General features: G+C 48.3%; 23 protein-coding genes and 1 pseudogene. 4 read left to right on the top strand and 20 right to left on the bottom strand.

The window, feature by feature from the left end; genetic code table 11:
• Positions 1 to 79 precede the first annotated feature (79 nt).
• Positions 80 to 634, bottom strand: coding sequence for a Holliday junction resolvase RecU (locus ACZM6M_RS11960; protein WP_337434524.1), 555 nt, complete (start codon positions 632 to 634; stop codon positions 80 to 82).
• Between the two features lie 161 nt (positions 635 to 795).
• On the opposite strand from ACZM6M_RS11960, the gene ACZM6M_RS11955 reads away from it, so the two are divergent.
• Positions 796 to 1,926 carry a DUF362 domain-containing protein gene (locus ACZM6M_RS11955; protein WP_066548337.1) on the top strand — a complete coding sequence of 377 codons (1,131 nt, stop codon included), beginning with the start codon at positions 796 to 798 and terminating at the stop codon, positions 1,924 to 1,926.
• Between the two features lie 101 nt (positions 1,927 to 2,027).
• On the opposite strand, the gene trpS is transcribed toward ACZM6M_RS11955, so the two are convergent.
• The 7 genes from trpS to ACZM6M_RS11920 form a co-directional block, all read right to left on the bottom strand.
• Complete coding sequence (gene trpS / locus ACZM6M_RS11950) at positions 2,028 to 3,125, bottom strand: tryptophan--tRNA ligase (RefSeq protein ID WP_066548335.1); 1,098 nt, start codon at positions 3,123 to 3,125, stop codon at positions 2,028 to 2,030.
• Positions 3,126 to 3,232: 107 nt separating this feature from the next.
• A complete protein-coding gene (locus ACZM6M_RS11945) occupies positions 3,233 to 4,324 on the bottom strand; it encodes an RluA family pseudouridine synthase (RefSeq protein ID WP_418494264.1) in 1,092 nt (363 codons plus the stop codon).
• A 25-nt stretch (positions 4,325 to 4,349) separates the two neighbouring features.
• Positions 4,350 to 5,141, bottom strand: a complete 792-nt coding sequence (locus ACZM6M_RS11940; RefSeq protein ID WP_418494265.1) for an SDR family NAD(P)-dependent oxidoreductase — start codon at positions 5,139 to 5,141, stop codon at positions 4,350 to 4,352.
• An 8-nt stretch (positions 5,142 to 5,149) separates the two neighbouring features.
• The gene (locus tag ACZM6M_RS11935) at positions 5,150 to 7,093 is read right to left on the bottom strand and encodes a YgiQ family radical SAM protein (protein WP_337434053.1); all 1,944 of its coding nucleotides are present in this window, start codon (positions 7,091 to 7,093) and stop codon (positions 5,150 to 5,152) included.
• Positions 7,094 to 7,105: 12 nt separating this feature from the next.
• Positions 7,106 to 7,753: an HAD family hydrolase gene (locus ACZM6M_RS11930; protein WP_066548319.1), complete on the bottom strand. Its 648-nt coding sequence runs from the start codon at positions 7,751 to 7,753 to the stop codon at positions 7,106 to 7,108.
• On the bottom strand, positions 7,750 to 8,547 hold the full coding sequence (locus ACZM6M_RS11925; RefSeq protein WP_418494266.1) for a pseudouridine synthase: 798 nt from the start codon (positions 8,545 to 8,547) through the stop codon (positions 7,750 to 7,752). Before ACZM6M_RS11925 ends, ACZM6M_RS11930 begins: the two co-directional genes overlap by 4 nt.
• 47 nt (positions 8,548 to 8,594) lie before the next feature.
• Positions 8,595 to 10,031 (bottom strand): RsmB/NOP family class I SAM-dependent RNA methyltransferase, encoded by a 1,437-nt coding sequence (locus ACZM6M_RS11920; protein ID WP_337933582.1) that lies wholly within the window; start codon positions 10,029 to 10,031, stop codon positions 8,595 to 8,597.
• A gap of 91 nt (positions 10,032 to 10,122) precedes the next feature.
• On the opposite strand from ACZM6M_RS11920, the gene ACZM6M_RS11915 reads away from it, so the two are divergent.
• The gene (locus ACZM6M_RS11915) at positions 10,123 to 11,088 is read left to right on the top strand and encodes a nucleoside recognition protein (protein WP_066548307.1); all 966 of its coding nucleotides are present in this window, start codon (positions 10,123 to 10,125) and stop codon (positions 11,086 to 11,088) included.
• Here the strand turns inward: ACZM6M_RS11915 and ACZM6M_RS11910 are convergent.
• The 12 genes and pseudogenes from ACZM6M_RS11910 to ACZM6M_RS11855 all read right to left on the bottom strand — a co-directional run bounded on the left by ACZM6M_RS11910 (position 11,085) and on the right by ACZM6M_RS11855 (position 21,680).
• A complete protein-coding gene (locus ACZM6M_RS11910; RefSeq protein WP_066548303.1) occupies positions 11,085 to 11,783 on the bottom strand; it encodes a vacuolar family H+-ATPase subunit H in 699 nt (232 codons plus the stop codon). The genes ACZM6M_RS11915 and ACZM6M_RS11910 overlap by 4 nt on opposite strands.
• Positions 11,784 to 11,796: 13 nt before the next feature.
• Positions 11,797 to 12,294 (bottom strand): pantetheine-phosphate adenylyltransferase, encoded by a 498-nt coding sequence (coaD, locus tag ACZM6M_RS11905; protein ID WP_066548300.1) that lies wholly within the window; start codon positions 12,292 to 12,294, stop codon positions 11,797 to 11,799.
• On the bottom strand, positions 12,295 to 12,852 hold the full coding sequence (rsmD, locus tag ACZM6M_RS11900) for a 16S rRNA (guanine(966)-N(2))-methyltransferase RsmD (RefSeq protein WP_418496218.1): 558 nt from the start codon (positions 12,850 to 12,852) through the stop codon (positions 12,295 to 12,297). It lies immediately after the preceding gene.
• A gap of 156 nt (positions 12,853 to 13,008) precedes the next feature.
• On the bottom strand, positions 13,009 to 13,875 hold the full coding sequence (hflC, locus tag ACZM6M_RS11895; protein ID WP_066548293.1) for a protease modulator HflC: 867 nt from the start codon (positions 13,873 to 13,875) through the stop codon (positions 13,009 to 13,011).
• The gene (hflK, locus tag ACZM6M_RS11890) at positions 13,872 to 15,005 is read right to left on the bottom strand and encodes an FtsH protease activity modulator HflK (protein ID WP_418496216.1); all 1,134 of its coding nucleotides are present in this window, start codon (positions 15,003 to 15,005) and stop codon (positions 13,872 to 13,874) included. The genes hflC and hflK overlap by 4 nt, the downstream gene beginning before the upstream one ends.
• A gap of 104 nt (positions 15,006 to 15,109) precedes the next feature.
• Positions 15,110 to 16,489 carry an MATE family efflux transporter gene (locus tag ACZM6M_RS11885; protein WP_066548291.1) on the bottom strand — a complete coding sequence of 460 codons (1,380 nt, stop codon included), beginning with the start codon at positions 16,487 to 16,489 and terminating at the stop codon, positions 15,110 to 15,112.
• A pseudogene (locus ACZM6M_RS11880) lies at positions 16,449 to 17,354 on the bottom strand (hemolysin family protein); the annotation flags it as partial. The pseudogene ACZM6M_RS11880 and the gene ACZM6M_RS11885, both read right to left, overlap by 41 nt.
• Positions 17,355 to 17,406: 52 nt before the next feature.
• Positions 17,407 to 17,769 (bottom strand): type II toxin-antitoxin system PemK/MazF family toxin, encoded by a 363-nt coding sequence (locus ACZM6M_RS11875; RefSeq protein WP_337434061.1) that lies wholly within the window; start codon positions 17,767 to 17,769, stop codon positions 17,407 to 17,409.
• Positions 17,770 to 17,854: 85 nt separating this feature from the next.
• Positions 17,855 to 19,045 (bottom strand): alanine racemase, encoded by a 1,191-nt coding sequence (gene alr, locus ACZM6M_RS11870; protein ID WP_296038974.1) that lies wholly within the window; start codon positions 19,043 to 19,045, stop codon positions 17,855 to 17,857.
• A complete protein-coding gene (locus ACZM6M_RS11865) occupies positions 19,042 to 20,628 on the bottom strand; it encodes an NAD(P)H-hydrate dehydratase (RefSeq protein WP_296038976.1) in 1,587 nt (528 codons plus the stop codon). Before ACZM6M_RS11865 ends, alr begins: the two co-directional genes overlap by 4 nt.
• Before the next feature lies 1 nt (position 20,629).
• Entirely contained in the window at positions 20,630 to 21,013 is a 384-nt protein-coding gene (gene acpS / locus ACZM6M_RS11860) for a holo-ACP synthase (protein ID WP_066548279.1), read from the bottom strand.
• A gap of 1 nt (position 21,014) precedes the next feature.
• Entirely contained in the window at positions 21,015 to 21,680 is a 666-nt protein-coding gene (locus ACZM6M_RS11855; protein ID WP_337933572.1) for a redox-sensing transcriptional repressor Rex, read from the bottom strand.
• A gap of 175 nt (positions 21,681 to 21,855) precedes the next feature.
• Here ACZM6M_RS11855 and abc-f point away from each other — a divergent pair, with 175 nt between their 5' ends.
• Complete coding sequence (gene abc-f, locus ACZM6M_RS11850) at positions 21,856 to 23,835, top strand: ribosomal protection-like ABC-F family protein (RefSeq protein WP_417046058.1); 1,980 nt, start codon at positions 21,856 to 21,858, stop codon at positions 23,833 to 23,835.
• Positions 23,832 to 24,062 (top strand): hypothetical protein, encoded by a 231-nt coding sequence (locus tag ACZM6M_RS11845; RefSeq protein ID WP_418926452.1) that lies wholly within the window; start codon positions 23,832 to 23,834, stop codon positions 24,060 to 24,062. Before abc-f ends, ACZM6M_RS11845 begins: the two co-directional genes overlap by 4 nt.
• The last annotated feature ends 18 nt before the right edge of the window (positions 24,063 to 24,080 follow it).

The raw sequence follows: 24,080 nt of genomic DNA, 5'->3' as shown, positions 1-24,080 counted from the left end.
ACCATTTTCACAAAGTTCAGTTTCTAAAACTGTAAATAAGTATATCACAGGAACCCTATCCTGTCCAATCCGCTTTAGCTTACGTCTCTGCATCCTCCAAACCCTCTCTCAGCTCCAGATCCCTTGCGATCATTTCCAGATAATGCACCAGCATATCCCTGTGAGCTCGGATCCGCCAGGAATGGTCAATTTCATCATAGGTAAAGCTCTTGCGCCCTCCGGCTTCCATCCGGTCCCAAAAGTGCTTTATGGTACGGAAAGGCACATAATATATCTCATCCATCCCCGTATAGTACAGAACAATAAAGGCAATCCCCCCCTGAGCCTCAAACTCCTCCATAAAACGGATCTGGTGAGCATGGATGTTCTGCAGAGGAAAAGTAGATGCACTGCATTCCTTGGCATCAAAGCATACGGGAATCCCCTGAACCGCTCCGATATAGTCCACGGTACTCTTCTGGTCAAAATAAGCCAGAGTGATGTGCCGGCTGGACTTATCAATCTGGATCGGTGTGATGGGCGTGGGTATTTTCTGTATCAGGGCAAGCTTTTTCTCCCTGTAGCTGTCATTGGTGCGGTTAATCAAATCCTCAAGGGTAGAGCCCCGAAGGCCTCTGGTGTTCCAGGTTCCCATCTTATATCATCTCCTTTATTTCCATAAGTATTGTATCATGAAACCATAAGAAACTCAACGAACCACAAAATCCCATCATTGCCATTTTCCCCCCTTTGTTTTATAATAAAAAAGGAACTGTAAACCCTTACATAAAAAGCAAATGATTACGAGGTGAACCAATGAATCCGTCAAACGTTTATTTCACAGATTTTCACACAATTGCCTTTGGCGACAGTCTTCCTACCAAGTTAAAAAAGCTGATCAAAAAGGCTGGGATTGAAAACCTGGATCTGGATGGAAAATTTGTTGCGATCAAGATGCATTTCGGAGAGCTGGGAAATATCAGCTACCTGCGTCCCAATTATGCCAGGGCCGTTGTTGATGTAGTAAAAGAGCTGGGTGGAAAGCCCTTCCTTACAGACTGTAATACCATGTATCCAGGCAGCAGAAAAAATGCCCTGGAGCATATGGAGTGCGCATGGGAAAACGGCTTTACTCCTTTGACCGTGGGATGTCCCATCATTATCGGAGACGGCCTTAAGGGAACCGATGATGTAGATGTGCCGGTAGAAGGCGGCGAATATGTAAAAGCTGCAAAGATCGGACGGGCAGTGATGGATGCGGACGTATTTATCAGCCTGACCCATTTTAAAGGCCACGAATCTACAGGATTTGGAGGCGCTATCAAAAATATCGGTATGGGCTGCGGCTCCAGAGCCGGAAAGACCGAACAGCACAGCAGCGGAAAACCCCATATTACCCCTGAGCTTTGCAGAGGCTGCCGCAAATGCCAGAAGGAATGTGCCAACAATGGCCTTATCTTCAATGAAGACACCCGCAAGATGGAGGTCAATCTGGACGGCTGCGTAGGCTGCGGACGCTGTCTGGGAGCCTGCAACTTTGACGCCATTGCCTTTAATGACAACGCGGCCAATGCCCTTCTCAACTGCCGCATGGCTGAATACACCAAAGCTGTAATCGACGGACGGCCAAACTTCCATATTTCCCTGATCGTGGATGTATCCCCCAACTGTGACTGCCATGGTGAAAATGATATCCCGATCCTTCCAAATATCGGCATGTTCGCATCCTTTGATCCTCTGGCCTTAGACCAGGCCTGCGTGGACGCCTGTCTGGCAGCCGCTCCCATGCCCGGAAGCCAGCTGGCAAGAAATATGGCAAAGAAGGATTTTGTGGATCACCATGACCATTTCCGCAATTCCACTCCTGAATCCGAGTGGAAAAGCTGCTTAGAGCATGCGGAAAAGATCGGACTGGGAAGCAGGGAATACACCTTGATCAAAATGTAATATGTGATCCGCAAGAAACAACAAAACAGGAGCATATCAGGCTTTTTGCAGCCGGATGTGCTCCTGTTTGACTGTGGTGCGCCTGACGGCACACGTTTCATTTATGCTTCTGACTCGCTCTTAAATCTGGCTGCCTGCTCTGCGATCAGTTCCTTGTCCTCAAAGTAATTGATCTTCATGGCGCGCTTCATCTCTGCCAGTGTTTCTGCTGCCTTTTTCTCAGCTTTGATGCTTCCCTCTTCCAGGATCCTGTATACAGCGGGAATATCCTTTGCAAACTCTTTTCTGCGCTCACGGATGGGGCGAAGCTCATCCTGGATCACATTGTTTAAAAATTTCTTAACTTTTACGTCTCCCAGTCCGCCTCTCATGTAATGAGCCTTTAACTCATCCAGATTTTTGTACTCCGGCAGATACTTTTCAAAGTGAGCGTCCGTACAGAAAGCATCCAGATAGATAAATACAGGATTCCCTTCCACCTGTCCCGGATCCTGAACTCTTAAGTGGTTGGGATCGGTATACATGGACATGATCTTCTTTTTAATCTCCTCCTCAGAATCAGACAGGTAAATGCAGTTTCCAAGGGACTTGCTCATTTTTGCCTTTCCGTCGATTCCCGGCAGACGCAGACATGCCTTATTGTCTGGAAGAAGAATCTCAGGCTCTACCAGACTTCCGTCATAGACGGAGTTGAATTTATGGACGATCTCTCTGGTCTGCTCGATCATGGGCGCCTGGTCCTCTCCTACCGGCACGGTCGTCGCCTTAAAGGCAGTAATGTCCGCAGCCTGGCTGATGGGATAGGTGAAAAAGCCAACCGGAATGCTTGTTTCAAAGTTGCGCATCTGAATCTCAGATTTTACCGTAGGATTTCTCTGGAGACGGGAAACCGTCACAAGATCCATATAGTAGAAGGTCATCTCACAGAGCTCAGGGATCTGGGACTGGATAAACAGAGTAGACTTCTCAGGATCCAGACCGCAGGCCAGGTAATCAAGGGCTACTTCGATGATATTCTGGCGTACTTTTTCCGGATTATCTGCATTGTCTGTCAATGCCTGAGCGTCTGCGATCATAATATATATTTCATCAAACTGACCGGAATTCTGCAGTTCCACTCTGCGTTTTAATGAGCCTACATAATGTCCAACATGAAGGCGGCCTGTAGGACGGTCGCCGGTTAATATGATTTTTCCCATTGTATTTTATCCTCTCATCTCCAGTTAAAAACCGGAGTTTATAATAAATAAGCATACCCCAAAGGTGATATTCTGTCAAGCACGGAAGAGGCTGTTTCCAGCCTTGCTTATGCCAGTCCTTCGCCTTTCATAACTCTTAAAAATGACTCGGGAAGAGGCGCTGAAAACTCCTTTTTGCCAAGATAATGAAGAGGCGCAGGAAGATCTTCAGGCATAACCAGACGGAAGGAATGAAGCATCTGGGAGGTGATTTTGTAGTTTGACCGCACACGTTCATTGACCCTTCTGTCACCATACTTAAAATCACCTAAAATAGGATGGCCGATGGAGGCTAAATGGGCCCGGATCTGATGGCTGCGCCCGGTAATCAGCGTTACCTGCAAAAGGGTCACTTTTCCGTTTGATTTAAGGGGAACATACTCCGTCATAATGGGTACGCTGTCTGCTGTCTGCTTTGAATGGATCTCTACTTTGTTGGAAGCTTCATCCTTCTTTAAAAAGCCTGTGATCAGCTGTTTTTCTTTCACCTCTCCTTTAACCAGGCACTGATAATATTTGTGGATGCTCCTGTCTTTGAATATGCGGTTCATCCCCTGGAGTCCTGCCAGTGATACGCCTGCCGCCACAAGTCCGCTGGTATTCCGGTCCAGACGGTTGCAGATAGAGGGCTTAAAGGTACGCAGCTGCTCAACCGGCAGATGGCCGGACTGGATGAGGTAGTTTAAGATATGTTCATTTAGGGAAATATCACTCTCTTTTGCTTTCTGAGAAAGCATGCCGGAGGGCTTGTTGACGATCAAAATATGACTGTCCTCATAGATGATATCCAGCTTTACTGCCTGGGCGCTGTTTTCCTTTCCCGTCTTTTTGCAGCAGACCGTGCTGCTTTCTGATACCGGCCGACCGTTCAACGTCTGCGGGGTTGTTAAAGCCTGAGGGACTTTTGATGCAGACGGGGCGAAGGATAGATCGGCTGTGATCTGGGAAAATTTAGCAATCGTCTCATCCGCCAGAAACAGGCGGATCACATCTCCTTCCTCCAGTCTCTCGACTCCCTCACACTTCTTTCCGTTCAGCGTAATGTTTTTTTTACGCATCATTTTATATAAAAAGCCTTTTCCTGCCTGATTCAGATATTTGGTTAAAAGCTTATCTAACCGCTGTCCGGCCTCATTTGCCGTGACCTTCAATTCCTGCATGGTCTTTTTCTCCTTATATCCTGATTTAGGATTCCCACCGGCTGCCCTTTGGCGCGTATTCGATCCGTTCCATTACATCCAGGATCAGGCGGTGGGGCAATAGCTTTGTAAGCAGATAGAAAGCCTTCATGGTCCAGCCATAAACAGAAAGCTCACGTCTGGATACACTATCCCGGATGGCTTTTTTTACCACCCGGTCCGGCTTTGCCATCACAAACTGCTTATAAAGGGGGATTTCACCTGTTGTCTGGGCAATATCAAAAAATTCCGTTTTCACAGGTCCGGGGCAGATGGCTGTTACAGAAATCCCCCGATCTTTTAATTCCCGGTTTAAGGCTCTGCTATAGCTTAGTACGTAGGCTTTTGTCGCCGCATAGACCGCAAAGCCCGGCTGTGGCAGAAAGGCGGCGCTGGAGGCAAACTGGAGGATCCGGCTGTTATTTGGCATAAAGGGAAGAACCATAGACGTAACTGCCGTAAGGGCCGTGCAGTTAAGCTCTGCCATTCCTGTCTGGTCTGATACAGAAAGTTCCCTTACACCGCCAATCTTTCCAAAACCGGCGGCATTTACAAGAAATTTTACCTGAGGCCCGGCCTGCGTAAGAGCTGCCTTTAATCGTTCAAGGTCTTTTTCTTCTGTAAGATCCAGCTCAAAGGTGCGTACAGGAATACCGATGAAATCCTTTAACTGCTCCAGACGCTCCTTTCTGCGTCCTATGGCCCAAATCTCATCCAGGCCTTTAAACTGCTCCCACAGTTGAATGGCGCATTCTCTCCCCATTCCTGAGGTGGCTCCTGTCACTACAGCAATCATCATAATAAGCCCTACCTTCCCTTCTTTTTATGGATATTGCGAATGGCTTTCTTCTTTCCTGACGGCTGGCCTTTGTCTGTTTTCTGGACAGGCCGGCTGTTTGTTCCCTTTCCTCCCTTTGATCCGCCGGAACTGTTTTTGCTCCTGTAGTCCTTCGTTCCACCCGGACGCACCAGACACTTCTTATCATAGCCGATCAGATCCGTCCTTCCGGCAATCCGCAGCGCCTCTGTCACAAGATCGTAGTTTTTCGGGTCGCGGTACTGGATCAGCGCCCTCTGCATGGCTTTTTCATGTGGATTGACCGGCACATAGACTTTTTCCATGGTACGGCAGTCATAGCCGGTATAGTACATACAGGTGGAAATAGTAGAGGGCGTGGGGTAAAAGTCCTGTACCTGCTCCGGCATATAGCCCAGATCCCGCAGATATTCTGCCAGCTCCACCGCTTCCTTCATGGTAGAACCGGGGTGGGAGGACATCAGATAGGGAACCAGATACTGATCCTTTCCCAGACGCTCATTCATCTCCTTATATTCCTTGACAAACCTGCGGTAGACCGCATTTTTCGGCTTTCCCATACGGTTTAACACAGCATCAGAAACGTGCTCCGGAGCTACTTTTAACTGTCCGCTTACGTGGTATTCGCACAGCTCCTTTAAAAATTTTCTGCTGGTGTCCGCTAGCAGGTAGTCAAAACGGATCCCGGAACGGATAAATACCTTTTTCACCTTCGGAATAGCCCGCAGCTTCCTCAAAAGGGCCACATAATCGGAATGATCTGCTTTCAGATTTTTACATGGCTCAGGAAACAGGCACTGCTTTGAGGGACAGGCTCCCTTCGTAAGCTGCTTTTCACAGGCCGGGAAACGGAAATTAGCCGTAGGCCCGCCTACATCATGGATATAGCCCTTAAAATCAGGCTCTTCTGTCAAACGCTTTGCCTCTTCCACTAAGGATTCATGGCTTCTGGCCTGAATGATCCGTCCCTGATGGAAGGTAAGGGCGCAGAAACTGCAGGCGCCAAAGCAGCCCCGGTTGCTGATGAGGCTGAACTTGATCTCACGGATAGCCGGAACACCGCCAAGAGCCTCATAAGAGGGGTGATAGCTTCTCATATACGGCAGAGCATAGACGTCATCCATCTCCTGCTTCGTAAGGGGCTTTGAAGGCGGATTCTGCACCACAAAAAGTTTCCCGTCATAGGGCTCCACCAGACGTTTTCCAGAAAATGGATCTGTATTGCTGTACTGGATAAAAAAGCTTTCCGCATACCTTTTTTTATCACGGACAAGCTCCTCATAATCCGGCAGAAGCTTGTAGTCATAGACATTTTCCAGCTGCTTTGTCTTATAAACCGTACCGTCAATAAAGGTAATATCCTTCACATCCAGACCGCTGTCTAAGGCATCTGCTATCTCTATGATGGAGTGCTCTCCCATTCCATAGGAAATAAGATCCGCCTGGGCGTCTAAAAGGATCGAGCGCTTTAACCGGTTGGACCAGTAGTCATAGTGGGCCAGACGGCGCAGGCTGGCTTCAATGCCTCCGGCGATAATAGGAACATCCTTGTAGACGGAGCGGATCAGGTTGCAGTAAACCACAACCGCATAATCCGGCCGTTTTCCCATGACGCCTCCCGGAGTATAGGCATCCTCTTTCCGGCGCTTTTTCGATACGGAATAATGGTTCACCATGGAGTCCATATTTCCCGCAGAAACTAAAAAGCCCAGCCTGGGGCGTCCGAATGTCTGTATACTTTCCTTTGTTTTCCAGTCCGGCTGGGAAATGATCCCCACACGGTAGCCGTGGGCCTCCAAAAGCCTTGAAATAATGGCGGTTCCAAAGGAAGGGTGATCTACATAGGCGTCACCTGTCACATAGACAAAATCACACTGATCCCAGCCTCTTGTTTCCATATCCTGCCGGGTAACCGGCAAATAATCATGTATCATACGCTCTGCTCCTTATAAAAGCTCTCTAAAATCACAGATAAAGCCGTCTGCCAGAGCTTCCTTTTCTTTCCGCATGGCTTTGGAAAATGTATCTTCCACTGCGTACACCGTCATCCCGGCTCTCTTTCCAGCCATGATTCCAGCCGGAACATCCTCAAACACCAGACAGTCCTCCTGCTTTGCTCCCAGCCGTTTCGCTACCTCCAGATAGATATCTGGAGCCGGTTTTCCAAAGGGTACCTCACAGGCCGTTACCACCTCACGGAAATATTTTTCCATATCAAGGGATTTTAATACAGCGGATACCATTTCTCTGCCGTTGCTGGTGGCAATGCCTGCGGGAATCCCTCTGGCTGCAAGCTCCTCCAGAAATTCCCGTGCTCCCGGTTTTAGAGGAACTTCCTTTTCATATTTTTCCAGAGACATGGCAATCCAGGCTTCCTTGATTTCTTCTATAGAGTCAGGAAGTCCGAAGCGCTCCTTAAAATAAACAGCCGTCTCTGTAAAGCTCATGCCTTCAATGGCTTTCTGCAGATCCTCCGGGCAGGACAGGCCGTACCGTCCCAGATATTCGATGTCAATATCCTCCCACATCCACATGGAGTCTACCAGTGTTCCATCCAGGTCGAAAATGACTGCTTTTATGTGATCCAGTATCATATTTCTGATATTTCTCCTTTCAGACCGGCCAGTTCCTTTTGGGTAAGCGGCCTGTATTCTCCCGGCAAAAGCGCCGGATCCAGACAAAGCGTTCCCATGGACAGCCGCTTTAAAAATACGACCCTGCAGCCCAGAGCTTCAAACATCCGCTTTACCTGATGGAATTTCCCCTCATGGATGGTCAGGGTCACAGGAGCCGCTTCTGCAAAGGCTGTCTCCGGCGCACGTCCCAAACGCTGTTCCCCCTCTTCTCTGCTTAAACAGATAAGCTCTGCCGGTCGGGTCTTTACTCCATCCTCTAAAATCACGCCATTCTTCATCTGTTCTGCGGCATCTTTAGGGAGAGTTCCCTCGATATAAGCCAGATAGACCTTATCCACATGTTTTTTCGGGGAAAGCAGTCCATGGGCCAATGCTCCGTCATTGGTAATCAAGAGCAGGCCTTCTGTATCCAGATCCAACCGTCCAACCGGAAAGAGATCTCCCCTGAGGGCATCCCCGATCAGGCTTACTACAGTAGGATAACGGACATCCTCTGTGGCAGATACGGTCCCCTGAGGCTTATTTAACATAAAATACTCCATCCGGGCATAGCTTACCGGCACACCGTCAAGGAAAATCTCATCCTTTTCCGGATTTACCTTTATATCTGCTGCCTTTACGGTCTGTCCATTGACCTGGATCCGGCCCTTTCTCGCAAACTCCTTTACCTGGCTGCGGCTTCCCTTTCCCATTTCTGTGAGAAATTTATCCAGACGCATCTGTCCGGTATTCTGTTTTTTCTTCTCTGCCATATGGATTTTACTCCTGTTTTTCTTATCCGCCGCTGGCAGCTTCACAGTTACTGTAAACGCCAGCCGGGATAGTATTTATTTTTCAGTGTCATATTGTTTCCCTTGGCCCAGCCTAGTGGGAAACCTCTATAGGCCACCAGGCACCAGCCTTTTATGGGGCCTTCCTCCGGCAGCAGGCTGATCGTTTCCCCTTTCAGGTAGCGCGCCACACGCTCATCTTCCTCAGAAAGATTTAAAACCACTGGATATTCCTCTATGCGCAGCGCCATTGCCAGTGCCTGTGAGGGCTCAAAACGGCCCTTCTTCAGTTCTCCGATCAGCAGGCCGGTGCGCAGAAAACGTAAAGGCAAGCCCGTTTCCAGTCCGCAGGGCAGATAGTATACATGTTCCTGATGGATGAACATACGTTCCTTTTCCCAGGAAATCCTGCATGAACGTAAAAATGCTTCCAGCTCCCGAAGGCCTGTATCCTCAGAAGCCGAAGACTTTTTGCCCTGGATCTTTCTGCTTTCGGCTCTGTTGGGATGACGTTCTCCTGGTTTGGCAGGATGACCGACCGGGGTTGGTATCTTTTTTGATCCTTCACTCTTTTTTCTTAAAAGCGCCAGAAAATGGCCTTCCCCCTTCATCCGGTGGGGAAAAAGGCGCATACAGCCGTTCAGTCCTATGCCGTCTGCGGATCCGGGTACAGAGGCAAGATTGAAAGGCACCAGCTCCATTTCCGGGTGCGATTCTAAAAGAAAGTTTACATTATCCTCATCCTCCAGCCTTGAAAAGGTGCAGGTAGAGTAAAGAAGCATACCGCCCGGTTTCAGCATAGCCACGGCCTGCTCTAAGATCCGGCGCTGGATGGGGCTGTAATATTCAGGACCTCTGCTGGTCCAGTCTTTTACCATGTCATCATCCCGCCGGAACATCCCCTCGCCGGAACAGGGAGCATCTACTAAAATTTTATCAAAAAATTCCGGCCAGACCTCTGCCAGCTTTTCCGGGTCCTCGCTGACCACTGCAATATTGGCAGCTCCTGTTAATTCCAGATTTTTAAGCAGGGCTCTTGCCCTGGAATAGCTGATATCATTTGATACCAGAAGGCCCTCTCCCTTAAGCTTTGCCGCCAGCTCCGTACTCTTTCCTCCCGGAGCCGCACATACATCCAATACCTTATCTCCCGGCTCCACTGGAAGCATGGCCGCCGGCGTCATGGCGCTGGGTTCCTGAAGGTAGTACAGCCCTGCAAAATAGGCAGGATGTCTGGATGGCCGATCCTGGCTGTCATAATAAAACCCATTTTTCGTCCAAGGGACTGGAGAAAGTTTCCAGGGAGAAAATTCTAAAAATTCCTCAGGAGAAAGCTTAAGCGTGTTCACTCTCAGTCCCGGTTTCCATTCTTCCTCATAGCTTTTTATATACTGGTCGTATTCCTTTCCCAAAAGTTCTTTCATCCCGGCAAGAAAGTCTTTTGGGAGCATTTTCACATCTGTCATCTTTTTGACCTTTCAATGTTTTTCCATATTGGTTATATTACTGTACTTCTTCCATATACTGATACAAAACTCCCACCCTCTAAGGTTCTTCATGAAACACTCCCTCGGCGGTTTGGGGGCAGTCTTCTGCCTCATCCTTCTTCTTGCCTGCCCGGCTCTGGCCCTCACAGGAGCCAGAAATGGGCTTCTTCTCTGGGCGGATGTGGTTCTTCCCACCCTTCTGCCCTTTATGATCTGCTCCGGCATGATCGTGGCCCTAAACGGCGTTCCCCTGCTCACAAAGCCCCTTTTCCCTTTTTTATCCCGTTTTATGGGCCTGTCCCAGCCGGGAAGCTTTGTCTTTATCACGGGCCTTCTATGCGGATACCCCATGGGAGCACGGATGGACAGCCGTTTCCTGGAAGAAGGACGGATTGAACTTAATGAAGCCAGAACGCTTCTTGCCGTCAGCAACCACCCCAGCCCCATGTTTATCCTGGGTTATATCTGCGTTCAGGCCGCATCCCTTTTTTCTTCTTCAAATGCCTGTCCGCCCTGGATCTTTCTCACCGCTTTGTATCTGCCCATACTTCCGGTTTCTTTTCTGGCAAAAAAATGTTATCATCTGAATCAGGAAGCGTCTCTTTGCAGACAGGATAACTATAAATCGGAGCATACACGCGTTTCCTTTGACGCCCACTTAATGGACTGTCTGGAAACCATGGAGAAAATCGGCCTTTATATTATGATTTTTTCCATTTTGGCTTTGTATCTGAGTGCACTTCCAGATTCCCTTCTCCCTCTTACGCTAAGATGCGCCCTCTTAGGCGCGGTAGAAATCACTACAGGCATCCAGGCGATCTCAGGCTCTGTTCCCGGCTTTGCTGGAGCCCTTCTTATCACAGCAGCCGGAGCTTTTGGTGGGATTTCCGGAATCTTTCAGACAAAAAGTGTACTAAAAAGTGCCGGACTGTCTATCCGGCACTATATTCTGTGGAAGTTTTTCCACAGCGTCCTTTCCTGCGCGGCCTTTGCTCTGTGCTTTTTCATAAATCAAAGCCTGCAGATCGGTATTTAATCAGCCTGTGTTTCCTGATTCTCCACAGCGGCCGCAGCCTCTGCATTCTCCTCTTTCACAATCCCTCCGGACAGCTCATTGCGGTTGGCAGAAACAATATCATAGCTGGACTGCATGGAACTCATAAATGCGTCAAAACGCCCCTTTGCGTTGTCCATGGTGTGGTTAAGAATGGTCTGCAGGCTGCGGAGCATATCATCCGTATACTGAATGGAGCCCTGTCGGATATTATTGGCGTCATTCACTGCGGCATCTACGATTGCCTGAGCCTGGATATTGGCCTGTGAAATAACCTCCTCCGCATGGCTGTAGGCCCGCTGCATGATCTCATGCTCATTGATCATCTCTGTCGTCTGCTCATTAGCCTGAGCTACCATGGAGTTTGCCTCCTCTGAAGCCTGGCTTACCATGGAATTTGCCTGCTCTGTCGCCTGGGCGATCATGGCGTCTGCCTGAGCCTTTGCCTCAGAAAGCATGGCGTCGGACTGGGATCTGGCGTCATTTAAGATGGTCTGCTGCTGACTGATGATCTTCTGATACTTTGTGATTTCATCCGGGATCCGCATACGAAGCTCTACCAAAAGCTCCTCCATCTCCTCTTTGTTCACAATGATCTTGCTTTTGGACAGCGCCTGAGACTTGCAGCTGTCAATATATTCTTCAATCTCGCTTATCAACTGTTCAATTCTGCTCATATTACGATCTCCTTCATCCCTGTACTTTTTTTATCTCTTCCAGCTTTTCTCTTACTCGTCTGGCTGTGGCCGGATGGAGAAAGCCGCTGATATCACCGTCATACTCCGCGATTTCCTTCACAATGCTGGAACTTAAATAGGAGTATTTCAGGTTGGTCGTCAAAAATATGGTATCGATCTCAGGGGCAATGACCCTGTTTGTCTGGGCCATCTGAAGCTCATATTCAAAATCCGTGATGGCGCGAAGACCTCTTACGATCACCTTGGCATCATTTTGGCGGACAAAGTCGATCAGAAGGCCATGGAACGCCTGAACTTCCACATTGGGAATATCTCCTGTCACTTCCTCTAACAACTCTACCCGCTCTCTGGCCGTAAACAGGGGCGATTTTGCCCGATTATTTAATACTCCGATAATTACCTTATCAAACATGGATGCGGTACGCTTAATAATATCCAAATGACCCAGAGTGACCGGATCGAAGCTTCCTGGATATACTGCAATTTTCATTTATTCTCCCTTGCCAGCAAAGATATGCTTGTTGGTCTTGTATATTTTTTCTTTTGTCATATGGTAACCAGCTTCCTCTAACCAGCCAAAATCCGTTTCTTTGGACGCTTCTATTATGATCTGTGTATCCTCTGTTACCATCGGTGAACTCGAAAGATACTCCAGAACCCGTTTTTCAAGTTCCATTCCATAGGGCGGATCCATAAAAATCAGGTCAAAACGATAATTTCTTCCTTCCAGCCGCTTAAGTCCTGCAATTACGTCAGATTCCAAAACAAGAGCCCCCTCTTCCAGGTGGGTACGGCTCAGATTTTCGCGGATACACTCCACCGCTTTTGGATTATTTTCAATAAAGACTGCCTTTCTGGCTCCTCTGCTTAAGGCTTCAATCCCGATGGCACCGCTTCCGGAAAAAAGATCCAGAAAAAAGCATCCGGGAATCTGGGGCTGGAGCATATTAAAAAGTGTCTCTTTGATCCGGTCTGTAGTTGGACGTGTGTCCAGACCTTCTATTGTTTTTAAAAGCAGCCTTCTGGCACTGCCTGCGATAACTCTCATGGAAAAACTCCTGTAATTAAGCAATTTTCATTCCAAACAAGTATAATATGAAATGAGCTGTAATACAAGGTTTTTTTGGAATTTTCTAAAAAGAGCAGACACAGTTTCCCATGTCCGCTCGTTTGCATCTGTTTCTTTCCTATCCTGCCCTCAAAATCAGTACCCGTAAAAGATCTGGGCAATGGGTGAAGTCTTATCAAGGATCAGCGTATTATTTCCGCTCGTAAGAGACGCCTTTGCCGCATCCAGAGAGCGGACAAAATTGTAAAAATCTGCCTTGCTGGCGTCATTATAGGCATTAGATAAAATCTGCATATACTGAGCTTCTCCTTCTGCACGGATGCGTTCCGCCTCAGCGGCCGCCTTGGATTTCATCACAGACACCTCTTTTGTGGTGTCATTTTTAATCTTCTGGGCAGAGGAATTTCCCTGAGCCGTATAGGAAGCGGCAATGTTGTTCCGCTCAGAGATCATACGGTCGTAAACAGACTGCTTATTGTCATCCGGCATATCTAAAGACTTGGTTTCTACCGCCATTACCTGAATGCCATAGCCGTCCAGAGAATCTCCAATTCCGCTGCTGATATCAAGAGCCAGCTTTCCGTCTCTGTTTTCAATGATCTCGGCCTGATCCATGTTGGAAATGACAGATTTCATGGTGGAAAAAACAGAAGCCGCAATACGGGACTGGGCCTGAGCTACCTGTCCGTTTAAATGTCTGGTAAAGAGCACCGGGTCAGAGATCTTCCACAGTACAAAAGCATCGGCGATCATGGTCTTTTTATCCTTTGTAATTACATCCGACTGGGGGATGTCATAGATCTGAAGGGACTTTGGAATGGAAGTCCCTGTCTGAAGAAAAGGCACCTTTAAGCTCACTCCCGGAGTTTCCACTACCCGGACGATCTCGCCGAACTGGCGGATCAGCTTATACTCGTTGGGATAGGTCACCACTAAGGACGCTCCCAGTAAAACCGCAGCAGCAGCCGCAGCAAAACCTGCTATGATACCGACTTTTTTCATTCCTGCGCCTCCTCTATGGTGATCTCTCCGGATGGCTGGCCGGAGGCTGCCTGCTGTTCCATGGCTTCTGCAAAACGATCCAGGGGCAGCAGCTTCTGAGTCCCGCTTTCATCTACAATATAAAGCTTCATATGAGGCAGAACCTCTTCCATAGTCTCATAAAACATACGCTGTCTTGTGATCAGAGGATATTTGGTATATTCCGCATACATCTGTTCAAATCGCGACACCTGGCCCTGGGCCTCATTGATACGGGCTTCCCGTTCTGCCTCTGCATCCTTTATAATCTGGTCGCACTGAGCTTCTGCCTGAGGAATTTTTTCATTTCGGTCCTTATTGGCATTATTGATGGCAGTTTCCTTTCCCTGCTTGGCATTTTCCACGTTTTTAAAGGCATTCAGTACCTCTGTGGTAGGAGGAAAGGCGTCCTGAATGGTAATATTTACCACTGCAAGACCGATATCCTCTTCCATCATACGGTTTGTAAGTTTTTCCTTGATTTCTGATTGGATTTCAGATTTTCCTGTGGTAATTACATCGTCTACATTGTGGGTTCCCACCGTATCGCGGATATAGGACTGGGCCAGCATTTTTAAGGTGGCAACAGGCTCTGAGGATGCGTAGAGATATTTGACCGGGTCATTTACCATATATTCCAAATAGAAATCCGTGTTTACAAAGTTAAAATCCTTGGTGATCATGATAGATTCAGATTCATCACTCGTTCCGGTCTCAGGGTCATAGCCAATCGGCATTCCCTTAATGCCCTTGGATACCCGGCGCACATTCTGGATAAATGGGATTTTAAAATGAAGCCCTGCCTGAGATACTGCCTGGGCACTTCCCAGCGTACTGACAACTGCATAATTTTCTTCATCCAGAATATAGTAGCTGTTCGTACCCAGAAGGATCAGTATAACAGCCGCAGCTGCCACCTTTCCCCCTCTGGCAAAACGGCGTCTTTTTTTCTTCTTTTTTACCGGGTTGCCGTTGGAATCAAAGCGCTCCGGCTCCGGCGTCCCGTCCTTCTCCCCCTGCCCGTCTTCCGGCTTTTTACCGCTGTACTGTCCATTCAGCTGCTGAAAAAGCTTCCGGAAATCAGGGTTTTGTCCCAATGGATGTTTTTTCATGTAACTCCTCCTTATCTGCCCGACATAGGTCACTCATCCCCCGAAAAATATATAAGAGGATTATAACAGATAGAAGGCTGGTTTTCAACCAAAATGACAGTCTTTTACAGATCCAAAGCCAGATTTCTTAGCCATTTTTTCTGACGGTACCGCCAATAGCCCAAAATCATTTTATAGATTTCCTCAGAAAGTACCAGAGCGTATACCAGATAAATCGGAAGATGCCATACAAGCGCTCCCAGAAAAGCCAGCGGAACACCGATGATCCACACGCCGCTGGTGTCCAAAAAGAGGCACATTTTCGTGTCGCCGCCGCTTCTTAAAACACCTACCACATTTACATAGTTAAACATTTTTGCAGGCATATAGAGGGCAAATACCAGCAGGCAAAGATTTACATCCATGGCTACCTGAGGGGTAATGGTATAAATCCCGATGATCTGCCACCGTCCTGCCACCATCACAAGGTCAGCTGCCATAGTTATGATAAACTGCAGGATAAAAAACTGGGTGGCATATTTTTCTGCTCTCTTTATCTTTCCCGCGCCAAGTTCATTTCCAAGAATGACGGCTGTAGCCGCGCTTAAGCCCTGGAACAGCACTACAAAAATATCCTGGATCGTGGTAGCAATGGTAATGGCCGCCACTGCGTCATCTCCCATACGGCCATATGCCAGAGAGTACAGTGTAGTCCCCAGTCCCCACATAAATTCATTTGCAATAACCGGAGCCGATGTATCTGCGAAACGGAGGATAAAATCCCTGCTCCATCCAAACAGGCCTTTAAAGCCGCAGGCCAGAGGAAGCTTTTTGCCGTAAACATATAGGAGCACAAGACTGACCTCAATGCACCGGGCGATCAAAGTCGCGCAGGCAGCGCCTGCCACGCCCATCTGCGGAGCACCGAATTTTCCAAAGATCAGCACATAGTTTAAAACAACATTGATAGCAATTGCAATACAGCTGCATACCACAGGATATACAACCTTATTTACAGCCCGCAGCATGGCGACGTACACATTTGTCATGGCAATAAAAGGGTATGTGAGCACGGCGATCCGAAGATATTTTATGCCCAGTTCAATGCTGCTCTCACTGGTTGTAAAGATCCGCATCACCTGATGGGGCCAGATCAATCCCGGGAGCACAAATACAAGTGCTCCGGCTGCGGCCAGGAGAATGGATAAGCCCAATACTTTCCGTATGCTCTTTACATCTCCATTACCCCAGTACTGGGCCGCTAAAATACCGGCTCCGCTGACAATGCCGAATACCAGCAGTGAAAATACAAAAAAATACTTATTTGCAAGTCCCACGGCGGCAATGGCGCTGGAGCCAAGGCCTCCGATCATCAGAGTATCTACCATATTTACTACTGTATTAAGCATACCCTGCAGTGCCACAGGGCATGCGATCATCAGCGCTTTTTTAAGAAATCTCCGGTCACGGAGCATTTCTCCCGTGCGGATCATCAGCTGTCTCATCGTTCGTTTCCATTCCTTCCTCGTTCATTCTGTTTTTCCTGTCTTCCAGCAGTTTTTTTGCAAGTACGCTTTCAATTTTCTTATTTCCGATCGTTAACACCTGAAAATGCCAGCCGGACTGGTCGATGGAGGGCTTTTCGCCCTCTGCCGGAATCCGGTCTAACCGGGATGTAAGAAAACCGTTTAATGTATCGTACTCCTCCTCGTCCTCTCCCAGGCTGAGTTTTAGCGCCTCTGAAACCTCATCAAAGGGAGCCAGTCCGCTGATAAGCCAGGAACCGTCCTCTCTTTCGGTCATATAGTGCTCTTCCTCGTCATATTCATCCATGATGTTCCCCACGATTTCTTCTAAAATGTCCTCCATGGTCACCAGGCCTGCGGTTTGTCCATACTCGTCTACCACGATTTCCATATGGATCTTTTCCGACTGCATTTCTTTAAAAAGAGAATCAATCTTTTTTGTCTCAGGGATAAAAGCCGCCTCTCTTAAAAGTCCCGGCACTTTACGGATTTCCTGTTCCCTGAATTCTGCTTTGCGGGCCAGCATGGCCGCATCTCTCAGATGAAGGATCCCGATAATATCATCCATATCCTCGCCATATACGGGATACCGTGTATTTATGCCCTCATCCAGCATAAAATCAAGGGCAGCCTCCAGCTTCATGGAACCGTCAAGAGCCGTGATCCCGGTTCGGTGAGTCATAATATCTTCTGCCGTTGTGTCACCAAGCTGGAAAATATTGGATATCATTTCTGTTTCATCTGCTTCCAGCACCCCCTGCTCATGGCCTTCATTGACCATGGTCATAATATCTTCTTCCGTTACATCCTCATAACCGTGTAACTTGATCCCAAAGCGCCTTAAAGCTGCAAAAAGCTTTTTTCCAGGCCCCCAGCTTCCATCCTCCATAGTAAATTCAAAAACTCCTTTCTCTCATTCCCAGCTCCAGGCTGATCCGCATAGCCTCATCTACCCGTCTCATCATTTCCCCGTCAATATGACAGATTTTTTCTCTCAGCCGCTGTTTATCAATGGTGCGTACCTGCTCCAGTAAAATGACAGAATCCCTGACCAGACTCCGGTTTCTGGCTTTCAGCTCTACATGAGTAGGCAGTTTTGCCTTATTCATACGGGAGGTGATCGCCGCACAGATTACCGTAGGACTATGTCGGTTTCCCACATCATTCTGAATGATCAGCACCGGACGCACACCTCCCTGTTCAGAGCCCACAACCGGGCGAAGATCCGCATAAAAGATATCTCCCCGTCTGATGATCATAGCTTTCCCCTCCCATGTACTGATACACTATCAGCATATGTAGGGGGACAGTCCAGGGAGCGTGTCTGTACCTCTTATAAATATCTTATGGCTCTTCAAACCCTTCGTAGCGGTCATCAAAATAATCCTTTGTTCCCGCAATCGCACCGTCTTTTATATAGACTCGGGGCACCCGCTTTCCAATATCGCAGATGATCTCATAGTGGAAACCACCTGAGCAGGCAGCCATTTCTTCTACTGTGATCTCTTCTTCCCCATCCCTTCCGATCAAAGTAACCTCATCATCCTCTTTTGCCTCAGGGATATCCGTCACATCGACCATAAACTGATCCATGCAGATCCGGCCAAGGATCCTGGCCCGCTTTCCGCGGATAAGGACAAAACCTTTATTGGACAAAGCGCGGTTGTAACCGTCCGCATATCCGGTAGGAATGGTTGCCACCCGCATAGTCTTATCTGATACAAAGGTGCTGCCGTAGCTTACTGGCGTTTTTGGTCCTATTTCCTTAATATAGGTGATAAAGCTCTTAATTTCCATTATAGGCGTCAGTCGGATCCGGCTTCGATCCACTTCATCCGATGGATAAAGACCATAAATACAGATTCCGGCACGGACCATATCCATATGGTTTGAATCCAGATCTTCTACGATCCCGGCGCTGTTGGAACAGTGGCGGATGGGAATATTGACCCCATATTCCTCCAGATAACCTAAAAAAGCCAGATATTTGTCATACTGCTCCCTGTAAAAGGTCTTGTCTGTCTCATCTGCTCTTGCAAAATGGGTAAAAAGCCCCTCGATTTCAATGCCCGGAAGGGACGCCATCCCGGCTGCCTCCTTTGCAGCATCCCTGCTGGGAGCCATGCCGATCCGGCTCATGCCTGTATCAAGGGCCAGATGGATTTTGGCCGTAAGGCCTCTTTCCTTTGCCAGACAGGATAATTCCTTGGCTTCTTTTAAACGGAACATAGCCGGGGTGATCTTGTACTGCAAAAGCTCCTCAAACCGCTGTCTGTGGGTCACACCTAAAATCAGGATCGGTTTTTGGATCCCATGGCGGCGCAGATTGATCCCTTCGTCTATATTAGATACCGCATAACCTTCCACATACGGATCCATGGCCCAGGCCACCGGAACTGCTCCATGGCCGTAGCCGTCTGCCTTTACGACACCCATAATGGCTGTAGAGGCCGGAAGGGCCTCTCTCATAGCTTTCATATTAGAAACAACGGCATCCAGATTTACCGTTGCATATACTCTGCTGTAAGGTCTCATTTTGTTTTGATTTCCTCCTTCTGCCGATCCATAAAGGCCCCGGCTGCCTCAGCAATCTCTGATGCAAGCAGGCTGTGAAGCTTATTTCCGGCTGCACGCTCTCCTGCCAGCCCATGAATATAAACGCCCAAAGCGGCTGCTTCCTCTTCCTCCATTCCCAGGGCCATCAGCCCGGCCAGGATGCCGGTAAGCACATCTCCGGATCCGGCCTTTGCCATAGCGCTGCTTCCGCTGGTATTGATATATAAAGTCCCCTCTTTTCCTGCGGTCACGGCTGCCGCATCTTTAAGAACGCAGGTAATCCCGTAGTGGGATGCATAGGAAAATGCCGCAGCCGGAAGATCGGCCTGAATTTCACTGATTTTCTGGCTTGTAAGCCGCGCCATTTCCCCCAAATGGGGAGTGATCACAATATTTTCCGTATAGTAGGAGGTCAGATAGGGGTGAGATGCAATGGTATTTAAGCCGTCCGCATCAATGATCACAGGCACAAAGGCGCTTGTAAGGATATCCTCTACCAGATATTCCACATAAGGCTCGCTTCCAAGACCAGGGCCTAAAACCACCACATCTGCCCAGTTCATCTCAGCCTCGATCCGTTCCTTAAAATCCTCTCTCCCGCCTAAAAGCTCTTCCGGACGATAAGAAGAAATAATGGCTTCCGGAAGAAGGGTCTGTAAAACCGTCCTGTTTTCTTCCACGGTCAGGATTTTTACAAGTCCCGCTCCGGCCCTGTAGGCTCCAAGAGCGCTAAGATAAGCTGCTCCGCTCATGTTTTTAGAGCCTGCTGCGATCAGCACGCGGCCAAAGGTCCCTTTATTTGAATAGGCTTTCCGCTCCGGTACCCGGTTTAAATCGCTTTCCTCGCAGGCATACGCCATAGAGATCGGATCCTCCTCTTCCGGCTCTGCCCTTAAGGCCTCCTCAGGAAAACCGATGTCTGCAACCGTAACATTTCCCGCATAGTCCCTTCCCGGATATACGGCAGTTCCAATCTTCTCCCAGCCAAAGGCTACGGTTTCATCTGCTTTCAGAGCAATCCCCATCACCGCTCCCGTACCGGAATGGATCCCGGAAGGAATATCGACAGCAATGCACCATGGCTTTGTTTTTCCATTCCCTTTAAGAATCTCTGCTGCAAGCTCCATACAGGCTCTGTATTCTCCCTGGATTTCCCGGCTTAATCCCACACCGAAAAGGCCGTCGAAAAGAATCCCGCAGTTTTCTGCTTCCTCTTTCATAAGTTCCCATTTTTTTACAGGTATCCCCAGCTTCCTGGCAATGGAAAGCTGGAGCTTTAATTCTTCTGTCGCCTTTTCCTCTGAACTGGCCAGAAAAATAACTGCAGGAAGTCCTTTTAAATAAACCATCCGGGCTGCCGCCGCTGCATCCGCTCCATTATTTCCCACACCGCACAGCGCCCAGACCGGACTGTGTGCGGCAAATGCTCGGGCTGCCTTTAATGCGCAGTCTGCGACCGCCAAAGCTGCCCGCTCCATTAAAACCAGGGAAGGAATCCCGACCTCATGGATGGTGTAATGATCCACTGCTTTCATCTTTCTACCTGTCAGAAGGGTTCTCATATCATGTTCTCCTCTCTGCGGACGTTTCCTTTTCGCCCACTGCAAATGCCATGGCAAAATCCTCTGTATTGGAGATAGACACATGGATCTGTGTCAGCCCCATTTCCTCAGATCGCTTTTTAGCGCCGCCGTAAAGATTGACATAGGGTTTTCCAAGCTCATCCCGAAGCACCTCGATATCTCCGGGCATAAATCCCCGGAACCCGGTGCCGAACATCTTTGCCACGGCCTCCTTCACAGCAAAAGAGCCGGCCAGCTTAGAGGCAGACCCCTTCGCTTGCCGGCTTTCCGTCTCCGTAAATGTGCGAGCGACAAAATGAGGCCTCCTGCAGGCCTTTTCCATGCGCTTTATTTCGATCAGATCGGTTCCAACTCCCAGTATCATCCTACTTGCTTCCTGTGCGTTCGTTTTTTTCATCCCGGTCCAGCATACTGCATACCCGGTAGGACAGCCGCATCAGACTTTCAGACAGATGCACATTTTCCACAACTACATCCTCCGGTACAACAAGATCCGTATGGGCGAAATTCCAGATTGCCTTGATTCCTGCTGCTACCAGACGATCCGCAATCTCGGGAGCCTTTGTCTTTGGTATGGTAAGAGCCGCGATCTGGATCTCATTCTCTTTTATAAAGCTTTCCAGATCGTCCACGGACCGGATTTCAATCCCGCGGATCACCAGACCGATCAGCTTGGGATTGATATCAAACATCCCTTTGATCACAAAACCTCTCCGTTCAAAATTTGTATAATTGGCGATTGCCTGTCCCAGATTTCCGGCTCCGATGATGATCAGATTGTGCTGCTGGTCGATTCCCAGAATCTTTGCAATTTCCGAGTACAGATATTTTACATTATAGCCATAGCCCTGCTGTCCGAAGCCGCCGAAATTATTCAGATCCTGGCGGATCTGAGAAGCTGTAACCTTCATGCGGTTGCTCAGTTCATTGGAAGAGATACGCTCCACTTCTTCTTCAATCAGCTCCCCCAGATAGCGGTAATAGCGGGGCAGTCTCGAAATAACCGCTTTCGATATTTCCTTGCGTTCCATCCTGTGCCACCCTCTCCTTATATGATTCAATCTAATGCTTTCTATTATAATCGGGCGTTAAAAAAATGTCAAATCACTTTCAGGATGTTCTTGAAAAAAATATGTTCCTATATTATACTGATTGGTGCATATTATGCAAAAAACATAGAATTTATGCTAAAAAAGGAGTTTTGAAATGATCCTGTCATGCAGCAACATCAGCCGGTCCTTTGGAGATAACCATATCCTCAAACGGGTCTCATTTCATATAGAGGAACATGAAAAAGCCGCTGTCGTAGGGATTAACGGCGCGGGAAAATCCACTCTTTTAAAGATCATCATCGGTGATCTGGCACCAGATGAGGGAAGTGTAACCTGGGCCAAGGGCGCTTCCATCGGATATCTGGCCCAGCATCAGGATCTGGAGGGCGCTGAGACCATTTATGACGCTCTTTTAGAGGTAAAGCGGCCTATCCTTGAAATGGAGGAGCGTCTGCGAAACCTTGAACAGTCCATGAAATCTGCCTCCGGTGAAGAACTGGAGGCTATGCTTTCCGAATACAGCCGCTTAAACCACGCGTTCGAGCTGGAAAACGGCTACGCCTGCCGCAGTGAAATTACGGGGGTATTAAAGGGTCTGGGATTTTCAGAGGATGAATTTTCAAAGCCCATCCAGGCGCTCTCCGGCGGCCAGAAAACCCGTGTATCCTTAGGCAAGCTCCTCTTAACCAAACCCGATATCCTTCTTCTGGACGAGCCTACCAACCATCTGGATATGGAGTCCATTGCATGGCTGGAAACCTATTTAAAGGGCTATTCAGGAAGCGTGATCATCGTGGCCCACGACCGGTATTTCCTGGACCGTGTGGTTACAAAGGTCATCGAGCTGGACAATGGCACCGCCACTGTGTTTTCCGGCAATTACTCCGCCTACAGCGATAAAAAAGCCATGCTCAGAGACGCACAGATCCGTGCTTACTTAAATCAGCAGCAGGAAATCCGCCATCAGGAAGCGGTCATTGCCAAATTAAAATCATTTAACCGTGAAAAATCCATCCGAAGGGCAGAAAGCCGGGAAAAGATGCTGGATAAAATCGAGCGTCTGGAAAAGCCAGTGGAAATCAACGATTCCATGGATATCCGTCTGGAACCGGACGTAGTCAGCGGAAATGATGTACTCACCGTCACAGACTTAAGCAAGTCCTTTGATACTCAGACATTATTTACACATGGCAGCTTTGAAATCAAACGTGGGGAACGGATTGCGGTTATCGGAAATAACGGTACCGGAAAGACCACGCTTCTTAAGATCATAAACGGCCTGATCCCTGCTGATGCCGGAGAAATCCGCCTGGGCGCCAAGGTTCATATCGGCTACTACGATCAGGAGCATCAGGTCCTCCACATGGATAAAACCCTGTTTCAGGAAATCCAGGATACCTATCCCAATATGAACAACACTCAGATCCGCAATACCCTTGCTTCTTTCCTCTTTACCGGTGATGATGTGTTTAAGCTGATCAAGGATTTAAGCGGCGGCGAACGGGGTCGCGTTTCACTTGCAAAGCTTATGCTTTCTGACGCCAATTTCCTGCTCCTTGACGAGCCCACCAACCATCTGGACATTACCTCAAAGGAGATTCTGGAAAGTGCATTAAACCGATATACAGGAACGGTGCTTTACGTGTCCCATGACCGCTATTTCATCAACCGCACCGCTACCCGGATTCTGGATCTGACCGGACAGTCCTTTGTAAATTATATTGGCAATTATGATTATTATCTGGAGAAAAAGGAGGATGTGGAGGCTGCATTTTTTGCAGGACGAGGCTCTGAGGCTCCAAAATCAGCTTTAGGCCGTCCGGCTGATGCCGGAACGGGAGCTTCTTCCGGTACCGCTGCCTCCTCTTCTGCTTCAGATACAGGGGCCAAGCTTGACTGGAAAGCTCAGAAGGAAGAGCAGGCCAGGATCCGCAAACGTCAGAATGAACTTAAAAAGACCGAAGACGCCATCCACCAGTTAGAAACAAGAGACAGCGAGATCAATGAGCTGCTGGCGTTGGAAGAAGTCTATACCGATGTGTCCAGACTGATGGAGCTGAACAAAGAAAAGGATTCCATCAGTGAAAAACTGGAAAAACTTTACGAATTATGGGAGGCGCTGGCAGAGGAATGAAATTAAAACGTATTCTGGCTCTTCTTGGAGTCCTTCTCCTTGCAGGGCTTGTTCTCCTGTTTTTTATTCTGGCTCTTACCGGGGCTTCCAAAAATACACTGATGGCTGTGGCTTTTTCGATCCTCTTCTTTTCCGTCCTGTTTTATGCTATGGCGCTGATGGCAAGGGTGTTAAAGCATGGAGACGATCCAGGTCAGGAAGAGGATGAACAAAAAAAAACATTGTAGGTTATTGATAAAGCGGGA

It is taken from the genome of Enterocloster sp. (genome assembly GCF_057861365.1).
The sequence above is the reverse complement of the archived record's forward strand: the minus strand, read 5'-3'. Positions and strand labels throughout refer to the sequence as shown.

Excerpts from the sequence above, each read along its gene's own strand:
- abc-f (WP_417046058.1), top strand. The coding sequence starts at position 21,856 with ATGATCCTGTCATGCAGCAACATCAGCCGGTCCTTTGGAGATAACCAT.
- ACZM6M_RS11885 (WP_066548291.1), bottom strand. The coding sequence starts at position 16,489 with ATGAGACAGCTGATGATCCGCACGGGAGAAATGCTCCGTGACCGGAGA.
- ACZM6M_RS11930 (WP_066548319.1), bottom strand. The coding sequence starts at position 7,753 with ATGATACTGGATCACATAAAAGCAGTCATTTTCGACCTGGATGGAACA.
- ACZM6M_RS11865 (WP_296038976.1), bottom strand. The coding sequence starts at position 20,628 with ATGAGAACCCTTCTGACAGGTAGAAAGATGAAAGCAGTGGATCATTAC.
- coaD (WP_066548300.1), bottom strand. The coding sequence starts at position 12,294 with ATGAAAATTGCAGTATATCCAGGAAGCTTCGATCCGGTCACTCTGGGT.
- hflK (WP_418496216.1), bottom strand. The coding sequence starts at position 15,005 with ATGAAAAAACATCCATTGGGACAAAACCCTGATTTCCGGAAGCTTTTT.
- ACZM6M_RS11955 (WP_066548337.1), top strand. The coding sequence starts at position 796 with ATGAATCCGTCAAACGTTTATTTCACAGATTTTCACACAATTGCCTTT.
- ACZM6M_RS11845 (WP_418926452.1), top strand. The coding sequence starts at position 23,832 with ATGAAATTAAAACGTATTCTGGCTCTTCTTGGAGTCCTTCTCCTTGCA.
- ACZM6M_RS11960 (WP_337434524.1), bottom strand. The coding sequence starts at position 634 with ATGGGAACCTGGAACACCAGAGGCCTTCGGGGCTCTACCCTTGAGGAT.
- ACZM6M_RS11915 (WP_066548307.1), top strand. The coding sequence starts at position 10,123 with ATGAAACACTCCCTCGGCGGTTTGGGGGCAGTCTTCTGCCTCATCCTT.
- ACZM6M_RS11945 (WP_418494264.1), bottom strand. The coding sequence starts at position 4,324 with ATGCAGGAATTGAAGGTCACGGCAAATGAGGCCGGACAGCGGTTAGAT.
- trpS (WP_066548335.1), bottom strand. The coding sequence starts at position 3,125 with ATGGGAAAAATCATATTAACCGGCGACCGTCCTACAGGCCGCCTTCAT.
- ACZM6M_RS11935 (WP_337434053.1), bottom strand. The coding sequence starts at position 7,093 with ATGATACATGATTATTTGCCGGTTACCCGGCAGGATATGGAAACAAGA.
- ACZM6M_RS11875 (WP_337434061.1), bottom strand. The coding sequence starts at position 17,769 with ATGATCATCAGACGGGGAGATATCTTTTATGCGGATCTTCGCCCGGTT.
- hflC (WP_066548293.1), bottom strand. The coding sequence starts at position 13,875 with ATGAAAAAAGTCGGTATCATAGCAGGTTTTGCTGCGGCTGCTGCTGCG.
- acpS (WP_066548279.1), bottom strand. The coding sequence starts at position 21,013 with ATGATACTGGGAGTTGGAACCGATCTGATCGAAATAAAGCGCATGGAA.
- rsmD (WP_418496218.1), bottom strand. The coding sequence starts at position 12,852 with ATGAGAGTTATCGCAGGCAGTGCCAGAAGGCTGCTTTTAAAAACAATA.
- ACZM6M_RS11855 (WP_337933572.1), bottom strand. The coding sequence starts at position 21,680 with ATGGAACGCAAGGAAATATCGAAAGCGGTTATTTCGAGACTGCCCCGC.
- ACZM6M_RS11910 (WP_066548303.1), bottom strand. The coding sequence starts at position 11,783 with ATGAGCAGAATTGAACAGTTGATAAGCGAGATTGAAGAATATATTGAC.
- ACZM6M_RS11940 (WP_418494265.1), bottom strand. The coding sequence starts at position 5,141 with ATGATGATTGCTGTAGTGACAGGAGCCACCTCAGGAATGGGGAGAGAA.
- alr (WP_296038974.1), bottom strand. The coding sequence starts at position 19,045 with ATGAGACCTTACAGCAGAGTATATGCAACGGTAAATCTGGATGCCGTT.
- ACZM6M_RS11920 (WP_337933582.1), bottom strand. The coding sequence starts at position 10,031 with ATGACAGATGTGAAAATGCTCCCAAAAGACTTTCTTGCCGGGATGAAA.
- ACZM6M_RS11925 (WP_418494266.1), bottom strand. The coding sequence starts at position 8,547 with ATGGCAGAGAAGAAAAAACAGAATACCGGACAGATGCGTCTGGATAAA.